The organism is Elusimicrobiota bacterium (assembly GCA_016180815.1).
GTDB lineage: Bacteria > Elusimicrobiota > Elusimicrobia > JACQPE01 > JACQPE01 > JACPAN01.
Genome location: JACPAN010000009.1, coordinates 84,851 through 105,504, shown reverse-complemented (window position 1 = coordinate 105,504; position 20,654 = coordinate 84,851). Strand labels below are relative to the sequence as shown.

At 53.3% G+C, this 20,654-nt stretch carries 18 protein-coding genes; 1 reads left to right on the top strand and 17 read right to left on the bottom strand.

Translation table 11 applies throughout. The features are described 5' to 3' along the window. From HYT79_04990 to HYT79_04975, 4 genes are all read right to left on the bottom strand, one after another. The coding region (locus HYT79_04990; protein MBI2069938.1) for an ATP-grasp domain-containing protein at positions 1-720 on the bottom strand (720 nt) is incomplete at its 3' end. Between the two features lie 10 nt (positions 721-730). Beyond that, positions 731-1,396, bottom strand: a complete 666-nt coding sequence (locus HYT79_04985) for a hypothetical protein (GenBank protein ID MBI2069937.1) — start codon at positions 1,394-1,396, stop codon at positions 731-733. Next, positions 1,386-2,537, bottom strand: coding sequence for a glutamine-hydrolyzing carbamoyl-phosphate synthase small subunit (gene carA, locus HYT79_04980; protein MBI2069936.1), 1,152 nt, complete (start codon positions 2,535-2,537; stop codon positions 1,386-1,388). The genes HYT79_04985 and carA overlap by 11 nt, the downstream gene beginning before the upstream one ends. Beyond that, a complete protein-coding gene (locus tag HYT79_04975) occupies positions 2,534-3,829 on the bottom strand; it encodes an adenylosuccinate synthase (GenBank protein MBI2069935.1) in 1,296 nt (431 codons plus the stop codon). Before HYT79_04975 ends, carA begins: the two co-directional genes overlap by 4 nt. 57 nt (positions 3,830-3,886) lie before the next feature. Here HYT79_04975 and HYT79_04970 point away from each other — a divergent pair, with 57 nt between their 5' ends. Then, entirely contained in the window at positions 3,887-6,010 is a 2,124-nt protein-coding gene (locus HYT79_04970) for a glycosyltransferase family 39 protein (protein MBI2069934.1), read from the top strand. A gap of 63 nt (positions 6,011-6,073) precedes the next feature. Here the strand turns inward: HYT79_04970 and HYT79_04965 are convergent, their stop codons facing one another. The 13 genes from HYT79_04965 to HYT79_04905 all read right to left on the bottom strand — a co-directional run bounded on the left by HYT79_04965 (position 6,074) and on the right by HYT79_04905 (position 20,600). Beyond that, the gene (locus HYT79_04965; protein ID MBI2069933.1) at positions 6,074-6,463 is read right to left on the bottom strand and encodes a hypothetical protein; all 390 of its coding nucleotides are present in this window, start codon (positions 6,461-6,463) and stop codon (positions 6,074-6,076) included. Further along, positions 6,447-8,471, bottom strand: coding sequence for a DEAD/DEAH box helicase family protein (locus tag HYT79_04960; protein MBI2069932.1), 2,025 nt, complete (start codon positions 8,469-8,471; stop codon positions 6,447-6,449). The genes HYT79_04965 and HYT79_04960 overlap by 17 nt, the downstream gene beginning before the upstream one ends. Then, positions 8,461-9,051: a hypothetical protein gene (locus HYT79_04955; protein MBI2069931.1), complete on the bottom strand. Its 591-nt coding sequence runs from the start codon at positions 9,049-9,051 to the stop codon at positions 8,461-8,463. Before HYT79_04955 ends, HYT79_04960 begins: the two co-directional genes overlap by 11 nt. Further along, complete coding sequence (locus HYT79_04950; GenBank protein ID MBI2069930.1) at positions 9,048-10,889, bottom strand: site-specific DNA-methyltransferase; 1,842 nt, start codon at positions 10,887-10,889, stop codon at positions 9,048-9,050. Before HYT79_04950 ends, HYT79_04955 begins: the two co-directional genes overlap by 4 nt. Positions 10,890-10,902: 13 nt before the next feature. Next, a complete protein-coding gene (locus tag HYT79_04945) occupies positions 10,903-11,799 on the bottom strand; it encodes a hypothetical protein (GenBank protein MBI2069929.1) in 897 nt (298 codons plus the stop codon). Between the two features lie 2 nt (positions 11,800-11,801). Then, the gene (lexA, locus tag HYT79_04940) at positions 11,802-12,377 is read right to left on the bottom strand and encodes a transcriptional repressor LexA (protein ID MBI2069928.1); all 576 of its coding nucleotides are present in this window, start codon (positions 12,375-12,377) and stop codon (positions 11,802-11,804) included. Positions 12,378-12,457: 80 nt separating this feature from the next. Then, the gene (locus HYT79_04935) at positions 12,458-13,468 is read right to left on the bottom strand and encodes a hypothetical protein (protein ID MBI2069927.1); all 1,011 of its coding nucleotides are present in this window, start codon (positions 13,466-13,468) and stop codon (positions 12,458-12,460) included. A gap of 12 nt (positions 13,469-13,480) precedes the next feature. After that, a complete protein-coding gene (locus tag HYT79_04930; protein ID MBI2069926.1) occupies positions 13,481-14,428 on the bottom strand; it encodes a tyrosine-type recombinase/integrase in 948 nt (315 codons plus the stop codon). 15 nt (positions 14,429-14,443) lie between these two features. Next, entirely contained in the window at positions 14,444-16,672 is a 2,229-nt protein-coding gene (gene topA / locus HYT79_04925) for a type I DNA topoisomerase (GenBank protein ID MBI2069925.1), read from the bottom strand. Next, on the bottom strand, positions 16,665-17,822 hold the full coding sequence (gene dprA / locus HYT79_04920) for a DNA-protecting protein DprA (GenBank protein MBI2069924.1): 1,158 nt from the start codon (positions 17,820-17,822) through the stop codon (positions 16,665-16,667). Before dprA ends, topA begins: the two co-directional genes overlap by 8 nt. Before the next feature lies 1 nt (position 17,823). After that, complete coding sequence (locus tag HYT79_04915) at positions 17,824-18,222, bottom strand: hypothetical protein (protein ID MBI2069923.1); 399 nt, start codon at positions 18,220-18,222, stop codon at positions 17,824-17,826. A gap of 11 nt (positions 18,223-18,233) precedes the next feature. Next, positions 18,234-18,998 carry a LysM peptidoglycan-binding domain-containing protein gene (locus HYT79_04910; GenBank protein MBI2069922.1) on the bottom strand — a complete coding sequence of 255 codons (765 nt, stop codon included), beginning with the start codon at positions 18,996-18,998 and terminating at the stop codon, positions 18,234-18,236. 27 nt (positions 18,999-19,025) lie between these two features. Next, the gene (locus tag HYT79_04905; protein MBI2069921.1) at positions 19,026-20,600 is read right to left on the bottom strand and encodes a YifB family Mg chelatase-like AAA ATPase; all 1,575 of its coding nucleotides are present in this window, start codon (positions 20,598-20,600) and stop codon (positions 19,026-19,028) included. Positions 20,601-20,654: the final 54 nt, after the last annotated feature.

Here is a 20,654-nt window from a genome sequence, read left to right as displayed (position 1 = left end):
GGGATCAAAATTTTCGATGGCGGCGACCACGGATTGATTGCCCGCGTGATCGCGCATCAGCTCCAGCTCGAATTCCTTCCAATGGCCCAGGTATTCCTCCATCAAAACGCGGCGCACCGGCGAAAGCTCCAAGGCGCGCTCGATTTCCATCGCCAAATCATCCTTGGAGAAAACAATAGAGGAGCCCAAGCCGCCCAACGTAAAGGACGGCCTCAGCACCAAAGGAAACCCGATGCTTGACGTCGCGGCTTCCGCGCCCTTGGTCACATCATCGATGTAAACGCTTTTCGCGGTTTTAAGGCCCACCTGAGCCATGGCGTCTTTAAAGAGCTGCCGGTCTTCGGCTTTTTTAATGGCTTGGGCGGATGCGCCGATCAACTCCACGCCGTATTTGGATAAAACGCCCTCGGACTCAAGCGCGCAAGCCAGGTTCAAAGCGGTTTGACCGCCCAGGGTAGCCAGCATCACCTGAGGCCGTTCGCGCTCGATCACTTTCTCCACAAAAGCGACGGTCAACGGCTCGATATAGGTCCGGTCGGCCAATTCCGGATCGGTCATGATCGTGGCCGGATTGGAATTAACCAACACCACTTCATAGCCGAGTTTCTTCAACGCCTTGATGGCCTGGGTGCCCGAATAGTCGAATTCGCAGGCCTGACCCACGACGATGGGGCCCGAGCCCACGATTAAAATTTTTTTAATGTCTCTGCGCGGCGGCATAATTAAAGTCTCATATTCCGAATAAAATAACGATTAAACCCACGGCTAAAATCGTGGCGCCGGCAATGGTATGGGAATGGCGGGCCAAGCGCTCTTCGTAGCGGGTCCAGGCAAAACGCAACCCCTCGAACGCGGCCAGGGACTGAGTGATGACCATGGCGATCGTGATCAGAGAGAAAATACCGATGACGCCGGCCAGCAGCGCCGGGCCTTTGGACCATGCGAGAAAAATAAGAGGGATCATCGGTTCGCATGGACCAAACACCATGACCGCGAAAAGAATCCAAAAGCGCGTGATGAAAACCGTTTTAGCCGCTCCACCGATATTATCCACGCCTAAATGTTGATGCTCATGGCCATGACGCGCGTGATGAATGCCCCAAGCCATGTACGCCGCGCCGAAGCCGATCAACAGCAAAACGGAAATATTGCCTCGGCTGGCTTCCAAACCTTGAATGCGGGTCAGCTCTTGGCCCAGCATCAACCCGAGCAAACCGATGACTAGCGAGGTGCTCACATGACCTAAGCCCGCTAAAAACGTCACGCCCACGAGCTTGTTCCTCGACCAGCGGTTAGCTCTGGCCAAGGCCACAAAGGGTAGCCAATGATCCGGGGCCAAGGCATGAAGAAAAGCCACCCAGGCCGACGTGGATAAAAGCAGGGCTTCAGCGCCCACTTGCGGCCTCCGCCATTTGCTTGAATTGCCCGAACACGCCGCGCGCTTCCCAGGGGCCGGGAGCGGATTCCGGATGAAATTGCACGGAAATAAACCCCCGATCCTCGCAGGCCAAGCCCTCGACGGTGCGATCGTTAAGGCTTAGATGTGTGACCTTGACGTCGTTAGGCAAGCTTTGGCTGTCCACGGTAAACCCATGATTATGGGAACTGATCCAAACGCGGCCGGTGGAAGCATCCCGGACCGGATGATTGACGCCGTGATGCCCGAATTTCATTTTGTAGGTTCTTCCCCCGCAGGCCAAGCCCAGCAATTGATGCCCCAAGCAAATGCCCAGCACCGGCGGATGGCGAGGCTCATCGATGATTCGGCGGATTTCCCCGATCGCATGGCCGAGCGCGGCCGGATCGCCCGGGCCGTTGGATAAGACGATGCCCTGCGGCTTGGCGTCCAAAATTTCCCGGGCCGTGCTTTGATATGGAAAAACGAGCGCGTCGAATCCGCGCGCTTCAAGAGAACGCAAAATACTCCATTTAACCCCAAAGTCCCAAACTGCGGCGCGGGGACGGCCTGAAGCATGGCCATCAAACGGTTTTAACGCATTGTCGTTCCACAGCGAGGCTTGGCCGACGGAAACCTCCTGAGCCAACCCCAAACCCTCCATGGCCGGATGCGCTTTAATGGCGGCCACCGCACGTTCGATGGCCCTGGATAATCCCGTCTTGGGCGCGCGGATAATCGCGCCCCTAAGCGCTCCCGAAGACCTGATTGTCAACGTCAACGCCCTGGTGTCCACGCCGGACAAACCCGCGATTTTATTTTGCTTTAAATAATCGTTCAGTGAAATTTTTGCGCGCCAATTGGACGGGAATTCGGACAATTCCCCAACCACAAAGCCGGCTAAATGCGGGCGCGAGGATTCCGCATCCTCCAAGGTAATGCCGTAATTGCCCTGATGCGGGGAGGTCATAACCACGATTTGCCCGCGATAAGACGGATCAGTCAGCACCTCTTCGTACCCGCACATGGCCGTGTTGAACACGACCTCTCCGGCGGCAACACCTGCGCCCGGGGCTCCGAAGAGAGTCCCTTGAAAAACGCCGGCGTCTTCCAAAACCAAAAGACCGGCCGTTGTTGTCATGTCACCCAAGATTTCAAAAACTTGCGGTCAAGAATAATCTGGTTTTTAGGGCTGCGGCCCAAAGAAATCATGGCCGCGTCCACCCCGATAAATTCGATCACGGCATCGAGGAAACGCTTGGCCGGCCGGGATAGCTGGTTATAGCGCGACACGGACGCCAAATCATCATGAAAGCCGGGCATTTCTCGGTAAACGGGATGGGCTTTTTCAAGAATCCCGTTGCCGTCGGGCATTTCCTTAAACACCTTGCCCTGCCAGCGATACCCGACGCAAATTTTAAGCGGAGTAAAACCCGTCAAGGTGTCGAGCTTGGTGAGCGCCAAACGGTCCACGCCGTTGATGCGGCAAGCTTTTTTGAGCATCGGCAAATCCAAATACCCGATTCTGCGCGGGCGGCCGGTGGTGGCCCCATATTCCTGTCCGGTTTCCCTTATTTGCCCGGCCAGCTCTGTTTTGATTTCCGTGGGAAACGGCCCTTCGCCCACGCGCGTGGTGAACAACTTGGCCACGCCCAGCACAGCGTCCACGGACTTAGGCCCCAAGCCCACCCCGCAAGGAGCGAAACTCGCGATGGGGTTGGAGCTCGTGACATAGGGATAAGTGCCGAAATCAACGTCCAAAAACGTGCCTTGCGCGGATTCCAGAATTATTTTTTTCCCTTTTTGAAGCAAATGATACAGCCCCAAAGAAACATCCCTCACCAAAGGCTTTAAAAACGCGACGATTTCCTGGTGTTCGCTGAAAATCTGATTCTCAAGGCTGCGGATTTCAGCAGGCCGGGCAAAAGGCGCCAGTTTGACGCGGATATTTTGGCGCACGATTTCGCGCATGCGTTCCGCGTCCAAATAATCGCCCAGACGCAAGCCTACGCGCGCGATTTTATCCGCGTACGCCGGGCCGATGCCCCGCTGCGTTGTTCCCAAGCGCGAGCCTTCGCCCAAATATTTTTCAAAAACAAGATGATAGGGAAGAATCGCGTGGCAAAGCGGGCTGATCCAAAGCCGGCCGCGCACCTTAATGCCGCGTTTCTCCAACACGGTCACTTCCTCCCGAAGAGCTTTGGGATCGACGACAACGCCGTTGCCGATAAAACACTCGACCTTGGGATAAACGATGCCCGATGGAATCAGGTGGAGGGCCAAAATATCGCCTTCGCCAAGCACCAAGGTATGGCCCGCGTTATTGCCGCCTTGATAGCGCGCCACAGCATGGGCTTGCCGGGCAAAAGTGTGAACAATGCGGCCCTTGCCCTCATCGCCCCACTGAAGACCAACCGCAACTAATGCCGGCACGATGGGATTCTAGCTTTTCGCAATCCCTTGACGCCGGATTTTGTATACAGCGAAAATATGAAAATTGCGGCCTGGATCGCGCTGCTGTGGGCGATATTCGTGACGCTCGTTTATTTGATCCTTGAGCCGTCCATTGATTTTTCCGTAATCATCGGCCTAATGCCGGAACCCTTGACGCCGACTCTTGAGGCGCTCCTGCATCATGCCCGCTCCCTGGCGATATGGATAGGGGCGTTTTTAGGATCGCTGACCCTTGGTTGTCGCGTCATCATGCGCCTCAAGGTCGGCGCGGGTTTAAGCCGGCTGTGCCTGGGATCGGCCGTCGGTCTGACGCTCACCGCCAATGCGATTTTTCTCCTGGGCGTATTCGGCCTCTATCGCCCCATGTTCTTCTGGTCGCTGTTGATTTTTTTACTTCTTCTATTCGTTATCGATTGGCCCGTCCGCTTAGAGCCGCTTTTTGGCGATGCCGCTTCGGAAATAAGAACAATCGTTTCAGCCGCTCCGCTTTGGCTCTCAGGCACCGTGGGGCTGGCTATGCTGATCGCATTCATCATGGCCTTTGTTCCGGAAACTTCCTATGACTCATGGCTCTATCATTTGGGCGTGCCGCGTTGGTACTTGCATGAAGGCGGCATCAACGACATGACGCTGATGCACGCCAAATTTCCTCCATTGATGTCCCTGCTCTACACCTGGGGCTTAGGACTCTCCGGTGAAACAGCGGCCAAACTGTTTCATTGGGTATTCGGTGTTCTCCTGGCTTTATGCGCCATGGCTTGGGGCAAAGAAGAGGGCGAGCCTCAAGGCGGCCTCATGGGAGCCGCGGCGTTCTTGCTCATGCCCATGTCCATGTTCAACTGGTGGACGGCTGGGGCGGATATCGCCCTATCGGCTTTGACGCTGATTGCCTGTTGGTGTTGGGTTAGTCATTTCCAGCAAGGTAACAGACATCGGCTGATTCTGGCCGGCTTCTTCGCCGGAGCCGCCTGCGCGACAAAATACACAGGCGTTCTCACTGCTGCCGTCTTAATAATAATGCATTCAATCCATGTCGTTGCTCAAAACCGGCGATGGAAGCAGGCCATTAGCGATGCCATGGTTTTGGGCTCGATCGTTTTGCTCGTCAGCCTCCCCTGGCTCCTAAAAAACTGGGTTCACGCAGGGAATCCTGTTTACCCCTTTCTCGGATCATGGCTGGGCGGGGAAGGTTACGAGGCTCAGCGCGTTGCCCGTTTTTGGGCGGAAAATAAAGGATGGACTCCCCGCAATTTACTTGAAATTTTGGTTTTGCCCTGGCATCTGACGTTCAACAACAGCGCCGGTCTTTCTTTCCTCGGCCCCATGCCTCTGGCCTTGATTCCCGGCGCCCTCTTTGTCATTTTCACCGGCCGCTTATCTAAATCAATGAGATGGACCGCGTCAACGGCGCTCACCGGACTTGTCGTGATGCTGCTATTTAACCGCCTCACAAGATACTCTCTGCCGTTTCTCGCTCCTCTGTTGTTGACGGCCGGGTGCGCCTGGTCCGCTCTTTGGCGCACAAAAAACCGGGCGTTCCAAACGATTCTCAGCGCCGGGCTCATGGCCATGATCACCATCAATATCATCATCGGCGCCGGCGTAATCCGTAAAAACTATCAACCCTGGCGCGTTCTATCGGGCCATGAATCCAGGCAGGACTATCAATCCTATAGCCGCCCCGGTCTTTTGCCCTTTCCGGCCACGGCCATGTACGCTTTCGCCAAAACCGTTATGCCTCAGGACGGCCGTCTGCTGATTTTAGGCGATGAAAAAACATCAACCTGTTTTGTTCCTTATCGCGTGGCCGGGGCGTTTGACATTCCCCTGCCTGTTCGCTGGAGCGATTCTTCCGGCGATGGAGAAGTCTTATACCGGCGCGTAAGCCAGGAAGGCGTCACGCATATACTCGTTAATATGGCCGAGGCCAAACGCCTGGCCGGTTATGGAATTTTTGATTGGCCGGGTTACGCCCGGGCGGCTTTCGATGAATTTTGGAACGCTCATGTCCGGCTCATCAAAGCTACGCCTATCCCTGAAAATTTTTTCTCCGGACATGCCCTGCTGTTGCTTTATGAAGTGCTCAATCAGAAAGAAGCCGCCTCAAAACCCGTTCCCCAAAACCCCCTTCTAAAATTTTTCAGGAACAACGAACGCTAAAACCGCTCCGCCAAAAAAAATCTATGCGCATCCCCTCATTCCTCGGAGCGAGGGGGACGGTTTTTAATTTCCCACGACGCTCCCTCCTTCGAGCAGATTCTTCAATTCACGACGCCAATCACGGTCCCCGTATTCCCCCTCGTCCAACACCTGAAACCGAAATTGATTGTCTTGAAAATCCTTGGCCAATTTCTGCCAGGGCACTTTATGGCCCACTTTGTTGAAGTAGGCGGCGATATTCTTTTTATATTTGGTATCCGCATTGTCCGCTAGGTGCCGGCCTTTGCTTTCCAAAACCAGTACCGAGGCGACGGGCTTTCTGCTTTTGCCCTGCTGAATAATGAAATCCGGGTATATTCTGTTTTGCCTGTAGCCCTGAATCGAGAATTTATCCGTTCCTACTAGATTCCGATACCACCAGAGAACCTGCGGCTGCTTATCCAAGAATTTCAAACCGGCATTCCTTGCACTCCAGATAAAACTGAAGGCGCTTCTTATCAAACAGCTCCTCAAACGCCTTCTGCGTTTGCAAATCGGTTTCTCTCTGGATAAATCCAACCGCCCTTTCTTTAATAGCGAATTTCACTAACCCCAACCGCCCTTTCAAATCTTTGTTAACCGCGCACAGCCGTTCATAGATTCTTTCCGCAATCTCCCCAATTTCCCTCTGCCCAAAATATTCAAAAGGCAAATTGGCCGTCATCCATGCCAAAACTTTTTCATCCGTTTCTAAAATCAAGGACTCCTTTTCTTCCAATCTTTCCAACTCGTCTTGACCCAAGGTCATCCGGTAGAAGGATTCTCTGGCAGCGGCTAAATCATCCGCAATATCCCAGTCTACGCCGGCATAGTTGAACTTTGAAACGTCTACCTGACTGATTAGGTGCCTGAAATAATCCAAGGGCTTATATTGATCGCCTTCTTTAACACAGAATCGAGGCAAATAAACCTTGCCCTCGAATTTTTTATAGAGAGGACGATATTCTTCTCGGATACGCGTTTCCCGAATCTGCGGTTTGCCACCCTCCTCGCTTCTATCCACGACGCTGGCTAAGTCACCTTCATAGCCCTCGTCTTCCAAAGCTTTTTTAACCTGCAAGGCAATGTCCGCGGCTCTGCGCCTTAAACAAAAAACATAACTTTCATTAAGTTCTGGATGCGGTGTCCTTTTTGCGTAGGGTTGTCGCAGGACCCGCCCGACAATCTGAGTCATGCTTAACTGGCTTCCCGTATTGTTGAGCGAAACCAGAATGTAAGCGAATGGGCAGTCCCACCCCTCTTTGAGCGCGGCCTTAGTGATAATCCATTCCACGGGACATTCCTCATCCAACAATTCAATACCTTCAATGTCATCCTTCTCTGAAGTTTTAATTTTTATGGCGGCCTCTGGAATTCCCAGCTTCTGGATAAGATGATCTTTGATTTGCTCGGAATGCAAAAATCCCTTACCTTCCTGCTCTTTTCCCGTGCGCTCCACCTGGACTAAAACCATAGGGCGAATGTATTGGCCTGTTTCCTGAAAATATTTTTGGGCAATCCTGGCCAATTCCTCCCGCTTATCACGCGCTTGTCCCAAGCAAGCTTCCCAAGAATTCTGATTGGAGTTTGAAATATTCATGGGAAGCTTGATCATCTCTTCGTCTAAAAGCTCTTTGCCCGAAACTCGAACCAAAACATTGGTTTCTTTAGGCGGGGTGGCCGAAAGCTCAACGACAATAGAGGCATTAAAACCCTCGATGGTTTTTCTGGCCAAATCGCTTGTGGCCTTATGCCCCTCATCTAAAATCACAGGAGGTTCGCAGAGGCGCACCAAATTGCCGAGTGAAGTTTTAACCAATTCATCCGAGAGCATGTCCAGGTTGGTAATTTTTTCTTTAAGTTTCTCATGCGCCTCCGCTTCGTCCTCCGGCGGAAAGTGTTGGACGATATTCCCGCCTGAATCTCTAAAAAATTTAAGCTGCTCCCGGCTTTCCCTGTTTGTGCTGGCCAATTGCAAAAGGAAGATGTTAAGGTTGCTTTGTAGTTGGGAAGGCGTTAAGCGATGAACATCCGTTTTCTCCCAAATCTCGATTCGGCGGGAGAGCCAAATTTCCAAAGATTGCCGGTAAAAATGCGAACGGTCTTTGAGCGCCTTGAGCGTATCTTTATAAATCTGATCGCTGGGCGTTACCCAGAGGACCAAGCCGCAGCCATTGCGACTTTTGAGAATGGTTTGATAAGCCAACCCCAAAATTTGGGTGGCTAAAAGAGTTTTACCTCCGCCAGTAGGCACTTTAATGCAGAAAGTAGGCAAATCCTTGCCAAGGCCGTTTTCACGTTGATGATAAAGCCAGGAAAACTTTAACTCTTTGCAGGCGTCATAGGCGGCGTGTTTATTACCCTTGGCCTGCTCTTGAGCCAGCGTCTCCAGAAAAGTCTTTATTTCCCGGATAACTCGCTCTTGGTACTTTTTAAGCTCCATTCCACCGCCGCTCTTTTATAGGAGTGTAATCCCATTTTTTAAGATACTCCGCAAAATATCCAATATGATCAAGGCCTATAGCTTCTGTAACGCTGACCCAATGCTCCGTGGGCCACAGCTGACGAGCCGCATCCGCATATATATCTTCAGCATCTTTTATTAGGCGCAACATATTGTCAGAACTGACGCGTGTCTTCCAACTAGATACGTCTCGGTGCGCTAAATATTTATTTCGGAGAATACCCAAGACTTTGTTATGTGCGCGTATGGTTTTTAGATGGGTACCAAAATTTACCAATTGAGCACGAGGCACACACTCCACTAACTTTTTTAATGATGCAGTGCCATCACGATTATCAAGATCATAAACACGGGAGAGGGCCAAAGCAGCGTCGCAAAAAAAAGCTAAAGGCAGAATAGCCCCGACTACGGAATAGACTCTCAAAAACTTAATATCCCCATTTTTGACATTGTCCCACATCATGCGGCTGGCATTAGCGCGGATTAAATCATCCCAAACAGCCGTTCTTATTTTTTTGGCTTTAACCATATCCACCACACTCGCAATAACCACCGTCATTTTAATTGCATCGGCACCGTCATGACCCGGACATTGCGGCCAGCTTTGCGCTCATATTCGGCCAAATCGCTTCTGTGCGCCCAGAGCTTTTCGCAGTAAACCACCAAATTTTTATTTTTATCCTTCAGGCTGCCCAGCCAATCCATATCCAACGCCCGTCCCTTGCTCCCGTTGGGCGAATAAAGCAGGTAATAGCTCACGCCCCCGCGCTCGCCAATTTTGCCGGTCTTTTCGTCTAAAGCTTTGCGATCAAACTCCTGGCTGGTTTCGGTATAAAAAACGTATTTGGCGAGATCCTCGTAGGAGGGTAGTTCTTTACCGAAATTGTGGTATTCCCCAAAAAGCGGTTTGCCTACGTGGGCATAAGTGAAGGAGCCGCCCAGTCCCTCAACCTTTTCTTTTTTTCCAACCGCAGTCGTGTAGCTGTAGCCGTGAATTACACGCCGAACCCGCTCGGCTGTGATTTTCTCACAGATGTTAAATTTTTCCTTCTCATTTTCCTTGGTATCGTACGCCTGCTGCACCAAAATAAATTTTCGATTCCCACCGTCTTCTTTATTTAATTCCAAAACTGCTTGAGCAGCGGTGCCGGAACCGGCGCACGAATCCAAAACAATGTCCTGTTTGGGGGAGGCAATGCTCCTGATTAATTCCTTCGCTACTTCTATTGGTTTTGGATTATCAAAAGAAATTCCCATTGCTTCCAGCAAATCATCGTCACTGCCTCCGAAGTACAATAAAGATGGGACGTTTTCCGTCGTGTTATTTTTGAGTAAATATTTACGTCTTGGCTGCGTTGATTCGTCCGAACCAAAAAGAATTTCTCCATTTTCCAATAACTTATTCATAGTGACCGGAGGACTGCGCCAGCCTCGCCTGGGAACGGGGCATGGTTTCTTAGTTCGGGGATGTATCAGGGGCCTAAAATATTCTGCGGGCGCTTCTTTTTTGTTCGGCCAAGCCATAGACACGGACTGATACACATCTCCATCACCATCAATTTGGTCATAAGCCATTTCTCCACCAGAAAACTCTTGTTTTTTTAGCCAAGCGGTAAATTCTTCATTTATGTCCTCCAATGTTTTTGTTTTTGAATACTTTTGAACTAATTCTGACGGAAATTTATATTTTCTATTTAGTTCCTGGAGATCGCAAGGAAGCCCTTTTTTTCCTATTTGCCCAAATAATTCTTTCGCTTTGTTTAAGATAGCTTTGGCATTCCTTTTACTGCGCGATAACGCAGGCGAAGCAAAAAATGCCTCTTTATTTTTTGCGACCACCAGAATAGACTCATGCTGGGAGGCAACGCCTTGAGCATCACCTTTAGGGTTACGTTTATCCCAAATAATTGTGCCTAAAAAATTTTCTTCTCCAAAAATCTCATCTAAAAGTTTTTCTAAATTAGCTATTTCATTCTCGTCAATATGAATGACAATGGCACCCGCATCGCTCAACAGCTCTTTGAGAAGCTGAAGGCGCGGATACATCATGCAGCACCATTTATCATGACGCGTGGCGTCCTCGCCCTCCTTGCCCACGGTTTGCCCGATCCACTCCTTAAACTGCGGCTGGGTTAGATTGTCATTGTAAACCCAACCCTCATCGCCCGTGTTATACGGTGGATCAATATAAATGCATTTTATTTTTCCGGCGTGAGTGGGCAAGAGTGCCTTCAAGGCCAGCAGGTTGTCGCCCTCGATGATGAGATTGCCCTCCAAATTCGGCTTTTCGCCCTTGTCCAACACCGAAAGCTTGACGCTAAAATCCAACGTATGATGCGCCACCGTATGGTGGTACGTTTCCACCGCCGTTTTTCCTTTGAATTGTATTACCGGCACAAATTCCTTCCTCCTAATTAACCACGGTTGCCGCTATTCTATTCTTTAACTTTTCCTTCAAATCTTGGGAAGAATCCCAAAAAATAAAACTGTAATGGTTTACGTCAAAATGCAAATTGTCCTTTTCATCGCTTTGGCAACACCTAATAACCTGCCTGCCTAAACCCTCTGCAAATCCAGCTTCAAAATAGACGCCGCCCCTTTGGCCCGTAAAGTCTGCCACCATAAAACGGCATTGACGGATTCCAGCTATAATTTCATCGTCGATCCTATTGTTATGTTCTTTACGGTCAATCCTTAGCGGCTCAAATTTTAATTCTTTGATCGCCGGATGAATTCCATCTTTGTAATTTTTATCCAATGATGGATCAAAGGACATCGCCACGAAACAGGTGCGGCTTGCTATATTGCCAGCTTTAATTTTTTCATACTTCTCCCACCCTTCTGGTGTTAGCCAATGCTCTCCTTTGAGGCTTGCAACAATGAAACGCCGATCAGTTAGGGCTTGGTGATAATAGGCCCACTCCTTAATATTCATTGCCCCACACAGAGGATAAATGGATTCACCATTTTCAATTTTGAATACAAACCCAGGATGATTCGACCGCTTGGCATATTCCGCGAGGAGAAGTTCAATTTTCTCTTGAACGCCCAATTGGGGTACCGACCCCGCAATGTCTTCATAATTCCTGCTATCAATTGTTAGCGGATTTTTGTTGTCCGATGCCCTTCGTGTTGCTAATCGAAGTTTAGCCATTGTTTCTTGGGGCCAGTTGGGCGCACAATCCATCGCGATTCGTGTAATTTGGTAACGACCGCAAGTAGGGCAATCAAAAATATAGCCACTGCCCCCATTGGGCAGAGAATGCGCGTCCACTTCTTTGTTGCATAAAGGACAAGGCTTGCTCATGCTCAGTATGCCCTAATAACTTTTATGACTCTACCCAAAATTTGAAAATCTTTATTAGCGATAGGCTGATATTTTGGATTTTCTGGTTTTAAGAAATAGCCATTTTTTGATTTTTTGAGGCGCTTTAGCGTGGCTTCGTCTTCCAGCAGAGCGGCGACGATCTCGCCATCTTGCGCCGTTGCTTGTTTTCGTAAAACAACGATATCGCCGTCCAAAATACCTGCTCCTGTCATGGAATCCCCCTTAACCCGTAAGGCAAAAAGGTTGTTGACGTTGCCGGAGTATTCCGAAGCCGGCAAATAGCCCTGAATATCCTCGAAAGCCAGCGTGGGCCCACCAGCGGCAATGCGGCCGGCAATAGGAATGCCTTTAGCCTTTTGGGATGGAATTAGGGATCGCGCCGCCCCTGGCTGGTGATCCAGATAACCTTTCTCCTTAAGTTTTTTTAGGTGCCACTGGACAGTAGCGACGGAAAGTTTAAGTTCAGCGGCAATTTCTCTCAGAGTGGGCGAATAGCCTCTTCCCTCAATACAGCGGCTAATGAATTTTAGAACGGTTTGCTGTTTTTGAGTCAACATCGGCTTATCGTACAAACGTACTAAGTATGAGTCAAGAAAATTTCTTCGCTTAACTTCTCACAGGAAAGGCGGCCGGATATCTACCAGTTTAAAATTCTTTTAAACAAAGAGGGTTTGGCGACTTTGCGGCGTATGGCTAAAACGCGCAAGTCGGACGGAAAAGTGCCCTCCCCGACCACGGCGTAGCCGAAGCGCACGCGGATGCCGATTAAATCGCCTTCCTGCCAAACGGACTCGATGGGGGCTTCGATGGGCGCAAGCCCGTGCTCAGAATAACCGCCGAAAATCTCGGCCAGGTACAACCCGCTTTCCCGGGTTTCCAGCACATACACCTGGACCACATCGCCGGCGCGAAGCTCGCCCGCGGACACGATCACGGGCCGCGCGCTGCCTAAAACCATCGGTGGGCGCGGCGGAAGGGCCGACAGCAAAGCGATGCGCAGATTCAAAAAAATTTCGCCCTCCCTCAATCGTTCCGCGGCCTCAATGCGCGACCAAAGGATGCGCGTCGAATCAACGGCCGGCATCGGGCCCTGCCGGTACTCGCTTAAGGAAAGAATCGCGGTCTCGTGAACGAATTTAGGCGGGATGCGCCAGCAATGGGAAGCCGCGACCAACCCTTCCAGCCAAATGACCAGAGCGTCCTGGCGACCGGCCAGCAGCGATTCCTTAAGAGTATTCAACCTCATGGCTTCGGCCGTGATTTTATCCTCCCATTCCTTTTCCACGGCCTGACTGACGGCGACGTAGCACCATTCGGAAAGCCGCGCCCGGTAAATGGCCTTTTCAAAATCATACCAGTCGAGGCCTAAATCGGTTTCATAAAGGTGCGGGTTTCCGCTGAACACAAAGCGCAGCCTGAACGTCGGGCCGGAGCTCACGTTGGGAACATGGGCCATCAAGAGCATCAATCCGTACATTTGAGGGTGCTGGCAAAGAAATTTGGCTTTAACCACGAACACGTCTTTCATGCGTCCGTGAAGGATTTTTAAGGCTTGTTCCATATCGAAACCAGCCAAACCCAGCGCCAGCTCCGCCTCCTGATGCGGAGCTCCGGTCTCCTCAATCAATAATTCGATTTTGTCTCTCATCGTTATTCAGCTCTACGCGCGCGGATGCGTTTTTTTATACACCTGCTCCAAGTTGGCGGTCGTCAAGGCCGTGTACACCTGGGTGGCTTCCAACGATTTGTGCCCCAACATCTCCTGCAAACTTCTTAAATCCAAACCCGCCACCAATAAATGCGTCGCGAAAGAATGCCGCAATTGATGCGGCGTGACGCGCCGGCCGAGCGCAGCGTAACCCAAGCGGCGGATGCGCTCCTCAAAAAGAACACGCGTCAACGGCGTTCCTTGAGCATTAGAGAAAAGATAAGGGCTCGTTGACAAATTTTTCGAGGGAGACGGTATTTTTTCTTTTTCACGGCGGTAAGCGTCCAACGCCTCCAACGCGTTTTCGCCGATCGGCACCAAGCGTTCTTTGCCGCCCTTGCCTAGAATGCGCAAGGTTCCGGCCTCTGTGTTGACGCTGAATGAAGAGAGCGCGGCCAGTTCGCTGATCCTTAAGCCCGATGAATAAAGGATTTCAAGGGCGGCCCAATCCCTAATAGCGGCCAGCCGCGAACGGCGTCCTTTGGCTTTGGCGATCGACCGGCGGGCGAACTCGATGAGTTTTTCCGCCTCTTCGCGCGACAAGGCTTTGGGCAGAAAATGGGTTCTCTTGATATTCCTGCCGAAGGCCAGCAGGCCCGAAGGGACCGAAGCCTCCGCGCCCTCGACGGACGCCGAAAAGCGCAGCCATCCCCTCAACGAGGAGACGCGGCGCGCCAGCGTAGCCGCGGCTTTCACGCGCTCCTCTTCTTTGACCCAAGCCAAGTAGCCGCGCAACAGAATCCGGGTGATTTGGCGCGGGGCATTGACGCCGCGGCCCGCGGCATAGCGGGCGAAATCCGTCAAATCGCTTCGGTAGGCTTCCTGAGTATTCGCCGCCAACCGGCGGCGGGTTCTTAAAAATTGAAGGTAATCGTGGATGGAGCGCTCAAGCGCGGTCACAACGAAGGCCGCGTATTACTTTGTCTTTTCAACTTTTTCACCCTGGCCGCCCTCTTCCTTGGGGAGCGATTTGGTGAACCGGCACTTGGGAAATTTCGAACAGGCTAAAAACGGCCCGCGGGGGCCCCAGCGCTTCAAGAGCTGATTTTGGCAGCGATCGCATTTAAAATCGGTGGGTTCAGCCGGAGGCCTGATGATTTTATTGCCCTGCTTGTCGAGGGAAAAGGAGGTCTTGCACTTGGGGTAATCCTGGCACGCCAGGTAAAACCGTCCGCGAAAACCGCGTTTCTTAAGCATGGGCTTGGCGCATTTGGGGCATTTTTCCTCGGTTGCCTCGGGGACGATGGGCACGCCCTGGGCGTCCAACGCCAATTTGCCGGTGCATGTCTTGGGGTTATTTTCGCAGGCCAGATATTGGCCGAAACGGCTCTCCTTGATCAGCATGCGGCTGCCGCACAAAGCGCATTTTTTGCCCGAATCCTTGGGCTCGATTTTAACCCGCTCCATTTTAGCCTCGGCTTTGGACAGGTCTTTGGCGAAGGGCGTGTAGAACGCCTTGACCACATCGCGCCAAACGCGCTTGCCCTCGGCCACATGGTCAAGGTCCCCCTCCATCTGGGCGGTAAACGACAAATCCACGACTTCCGGAAAATGTTTCTTCAGCAGCTCGCTGACCAACGCCCCTGTCTCCGTCGGATAGAACCGCCGCTCCTGCAAATAAACGTAACGGCGCTCAAGGATGGTCCCAATAATCGGCGCGTACGTCGATGGACGTCCGATGCCGTGTTCTTCCAAAGCCCGGATCAAGCTCGCTTCGTTGTAGCGCGGCGGCGGCGATGTCTGATGCGCCTTGGCGTCGATGGCCTTGGGGTCCTTGGCCAAAGAAAGCGTTTCTTTTGCTTTGACCTCCGGCAGCAACGCCCCCTCTTCTTCGGACTCCATGGCGTCGCGGTAAAGTTTGAGGAACCCTTCGAACACCAAGCGGCGGCCGGTGGCGCGAAACAGGGCGGAGGGCCCGGATCCGGCGGCGCGAATATCGACGGTCATGACATGATAAAGGGCGTCGGTCATTTGGCTGGCCAAAAACCGCCGCCAAATCAAATCATAAAGCGCGGCTTGACCCTGATCAAGCTTATCGGTCAACGTCTCGGGCGTGCGTTCGACGGATGTCGGACGGATGGCCTCATGGGCTTCCTGGGCGCCCTTGACCTTGGTTTTGTAAATGGGCGCCGCCGCAGGCAAAAATTGAGCGCCGTAAAGCTTCTTGACATAAGCGCGGGCCTGGACCTGCGCCGCCTCGGCCACATGAACGGAATCCGTGCGCATATAGGTGATAAAGCCGTTCTCGTAAAGCCCTTGGGCCACCTGCATGGTCCGCTGAGCGGAAAAACTCAGGGCCTGGGAAGCGGCCTGGGTCATGGTGGAGGTAATAAAAGGAGGCGCCGCGGAGCGCCGGCGCTCCGCGCCCTCGGCCTTCTCCACTTCAAAGGGCCGCCCAGCCAACGATTCGACGGCGGATTTAGCCTGCTGGGCCGATTTGAACGACGTTTTTTGAATCCGGTAGGTCTGGGCGAACAATTGATGCGTTTCAACAACCCAAATATCGCGGTTTTCATATTCGATCAGCTCGGCCGAAAATGCTTGTCCGCCTTTTTCAAAAAGCGCGTGGATGGTCCAATAATCCTCGGCTCCGAACGCCTTGATTTCCAGCTCCCGCTCCGTGATCAAGCGCACGGCCACGGATTGCACGCGCCCGGCGGAAAGACCCCGGCGCACCTTCTTCCATAGCAAGGGGGAGAGCTTGTAGCCCACAAGCCGATCCAGCACGCGCCGGGCCTGTTGGGCCGAAATTAAATCCATGTCCAGGCTGCGCGGGGATTTCAACGCCTCATGGATCGCTTCTTTGGTGATTTCATGAAAAACCACGCGGGCGACTTTTGTTTTCGGTGGCTTTAAAATTTCCACCAAATGCCAGGCGATCGCTTCTCCTTCGCGGTCATAGTCGGTCGCCAGAATCACCCGGCTCACGTCCTTGGCCAACGATTTTAACGCGGCCAGCGACTTCGCCTTTTTCTCAATGATTTCATAGCGCGGCGTGAAATCCTTTTCATCGACGCCTAGTTCTTTTTGGGGCAAGTCGCGGACATGTCCCATGCAGCTTTTAACGACAAAATCCTTGCCCAAAAACGAACCGATTTTCTTTTCCTTCGTGGGCGACTCGACGATGAGCAAAGTCTTAGCCACGGGCCCTCCCGTCATCGACGGGCACATACCCGCCGGGGCCCGAACGCACCAAGCCCTTCATCTCCAACTCAAGCAAAGCAGGCATGGCTTCTTCGATGGCCAGGCCGGTCCCCGCCAATAAAACATCCAAACCGGTCCCATCCGGGCGCAATTGGCCGAGCAGCGCGGATGCCGCCGCCGTTAGCCTGGCGGCACGGGGAGCCTCCGAGGACGATTGCGCCGGCGATCTCAAGACCACGGCAGCCTCAAGCCCGGACGCTTCGTTAATCAAATTCTCGAAATCAGTCAATGGGACGGCTCCTTCCTTAATCAGCCGGTTGGGACCGCGGCTCATGCGCGAAAAAATGCTTCCAGGGACGGCGAACACATCCTTGCCCATCACCGCGGCCCAGCGCGCGGTAATCAAGGCTCCGGAATCCTCGTCGCCTTCGATCACCACCACAACCGAAGAGCACCCGGCAATCAGCCTGTTGCGGCGCGGAAAGTGCCCACGCTGGGGCCCGGTTCCCCAAGGGTATTCCGAGCAGACCAAGCCGCTTTGGGGGATATCCCGGTTCTGAAGCGCACGGTTGCTCTGCGGATAAAAAATATCCGGGCCCGTGCCCAAAAAAGCCGCGGTCACGCCGCCGCCGGCGATCGCAGCGCGATGAGCGGCGGCGTCAATGCCGTAGGCCAAGCCGCTGACGACAATAACGCCCCGGCGCGCCAGAAAATCCGCCAGCTTCTCAGCGACGGCCAAGCCGTAAGGCGTGGCTTGACGCGCACCCACCAAAGCCGCGGCCGGACGGTCGAACGGAAAATTGATGGTTCCGCGAACCCAGCACCCGAGCGGCCGGTCGCGCTCATCGATCCCGGGAAAAGCCGCCGTTAATTCGTCGCCGCATAAAAAACGCCAACCGCCGCGGATGGCCGCCTCATAAACTTTGTCCCACTCGCGGCGTTTGCGCTCGCCGGAAAAAAAATCGACCAAGGCGGCCGAATCAGCCCCGGCTAAACCCAAACCGGAAAAAGAAAGCGGACTCTTGGATAAAACCGCTTCGGCGCTACCGGACAATTCAATGATTCGCCGCGCGGCCCCGGCGGAAAGCCCGCTCTGATGAAGCCAAAATTGAGCCCTGCGCTCGTTCACGCTCTTGAGCAATTCCATCATCTTAAAGTGCGGACCACCCTGCCTTTAAAACATCCAGGCGGCGCCTGGCCACAGCGGTCTTGCGATGCTTCGGGAACTCCTCCAAAAAAAGCCCGTAGGCATCGATGGCTTCGTTGCGATGGCGCGCCTCGTCATGGGACCAAGCCCTGTAGTACAGGCACATCGAGCGTTCGGGAGCTTTTTTCATGTCTTCTTTGGAACAACGCTCAAAAAAAATCAAAGCCTTGTTCCAATCCGCAAAAAACGTCCAATAAATCCCGCTCTTTAAGCAAAGCGATGGGACCCAAGAATCGGCTTTATGACTCTCGATAAATTCAACGTAACGCGGCGAACAAAACCATTCATAGGCCTTGTCTCCCCCATAAATCACGACAAGGAAAATCAACGCCCATTTGAGCATTCAGCAATGCCTCACTGAGTTCCATCAACCAAGCCGCCCGCCAAGCGGACCACTCCGTCGCCGATGGAAACAGGCTCGTGCGCGAACAAAATGCGGCATTCGGAGCGATCATCATAAAGTTCTTTGCTCACGCGCAGTTTACCCATCACCTGCACGATCCAATACTTTTTTTTAGCCTTGGGGTCATAAGCCCGCTTTTGTTTGCGCACGATTTGAAGCTCATCGCCGGTAACCAAACCGTGCTTGGCGCCCAAATTGACGAAGACGTCGTCGCCCTGCGCGAACATGACCTGATTGACGTTGCGGCTGGCGATGATTTTGCCGTCGTAATCCTTAAATTCGGCGGCTTGCTGGACACTCGGTGCGGCAACAGCGGCAACCGGCGTCGCCGTGGGTTCCGGCGGCTTGGCGACAGCGACCTCAACTTCCGGCATTGTTTCTTGCGCGGGTTCGGCCGGCGCTTCTTTAGTGGCCACTTGAACCTCGGTTTTCGGCGGTTTTTTCGCCAATCCTCCCGGCAACAGAATCGACTGTTGAGGATAGATCAGGTCCGGATTTTTAATGAGATCGGTGTTGAGCTCATGGATTTTTTGCCAGGCAAAACCGCTGTCATAGAAAAGCTCCGCGATATCCCAAAGCGTATCGCCCTTGATGACGACATAACGCTCCGGGGGCTCTTGGGCGGCCCGCGCCGACTTGGGGGCGCCGAGGCAAACGGCCGCCACCGCCGCCGTCATTCCCGCGGCAACGCATCGCTCAATCGTTAATCGCTTCATATGTCCCTCCTCCAACTCTCCCGAAAACTATACCGCCGCGGCCAGAGCGCGCTCAAGGCATCTCATCTCAACGGCCAGGCTCAGATCCGAGGCCGAGATCATTTCGCGTCCGGCCAGATCCGCCAGGGTCCGGGCCACCTTTAATATCTTGTGGTAAGCCCGGGGTGACAAACGATGGTGCTCCATGACCCTCCGTAAGAAGTCTTCCTCAGATTTCGCCATTTTGCAATACGTTTTTATTTCCTGAAGGGTCATCTCGGAATTCAAGCGTCCGCTCAAACGCCGCTGTTGAGCGGCCCGGGCCGACCAAACCCGCTCGCGGATTAGGGCGGTGGCTTCGGCTTGCGGCGGCGCCGTGGCGGCCGCGACGCCTTTTCTGAATTCCTGCGCGGAAACCTGAACCTGAACGTCCATGCGATCCATAATAGGTCCGGAAAATTTTTGCCGGTAGCGCAGCACTTGCCCCGGCGGACAGCGGCACTCTTTTTCGCCGGAACCAAAATAACCGCAAGGGCAAGGGTTCGCGGCGCCGATCAACAGAAAGCGCGCCGGGTAACGAAATTTAGCCGCGGCGCGGGAAACGGTCACCTGCCCGTCTTCAAGCGGCTGGCGAAGGGCTTCGAGCACCGGACGGCTGAATTCCCCCATTTCGTCCAAAAACAAAACGCCGCGATGCGCCAAGGTAATTTCCCCCGGGACGGCCTGCGGCCCGCCGCCGATTAAAGCGATATCGGACGCCGTATGATGCGGGTTGCGAAACGGGCGCCTCCCAACGACCGCAAATGTTCCCGTATAAGCGCCGATCGAGTAAATACGCGTTAATTCGGACGATTCTTCGGGCGTCAACGGCGGCAACAGAGCTTGGGTGGCGCGCGCCAGCAGCGTTTTGCCCACGCCCGGCGGCCCGATCAATAAAGCATGATGGCCGCCGGCGGCCGCAACCTCAAGGGCCTTTTTAGCCAAGGCATTCCCTTGAATCTCGGCAAAATCCACGGCCGCGCCTTGCTGGGGCGCTTCCTCCTGGAGACGGCGCTGCCAATAATCATCCGCTAAACGATAGGGTTCTAATTCGCCTCGGCCGGCGGCCCAGTCCGACACTTCGTTCAAATTCCGGCACGGCAACACTTCGATTCCCTCCACCAAAGCCGCCTCTTCGCGATTAACCCAAGGACAAATCAAACCTTGAAACCCGCCGGAACGGGCCGCCGAAGCCATGGCCAACGTGCCGCGAACGCCCCGCAAGGCGCCGTCCAAACTCAATTCGCCGACGAATAAAAAACGGGAAAAAATATTCTCCCAGCGCTCGGCATTGACCGGTTCGGATTGCGCCAAAATGCCGCAGGCAATAGGCAGGTCGAGTTCGGTCCCTTCCTTTTTAAAGTGAGCCGGCGCCAAATTCACGGTGATCTTGGCCGAGGGAAATTCCAAGCCGCCATTTCGGATCGCGCTGGCCACGCGCTCGCGGGCTTCCCGCGTGGCCTGATCCGGCAAACCCACAATGATGAAAGCCGGCAGGCCGCGGCGGCGCAAATCAACCTCGACCGTGACCAAACGCGCTTCGATGCCGAAGGGGCAAGCGGAAAAAATTTTGGAAGTCGCCACGGCCGGATTATAAAAGGAAGGGGTCGACAAAGCAAATGACGCGTAAGAACGGCG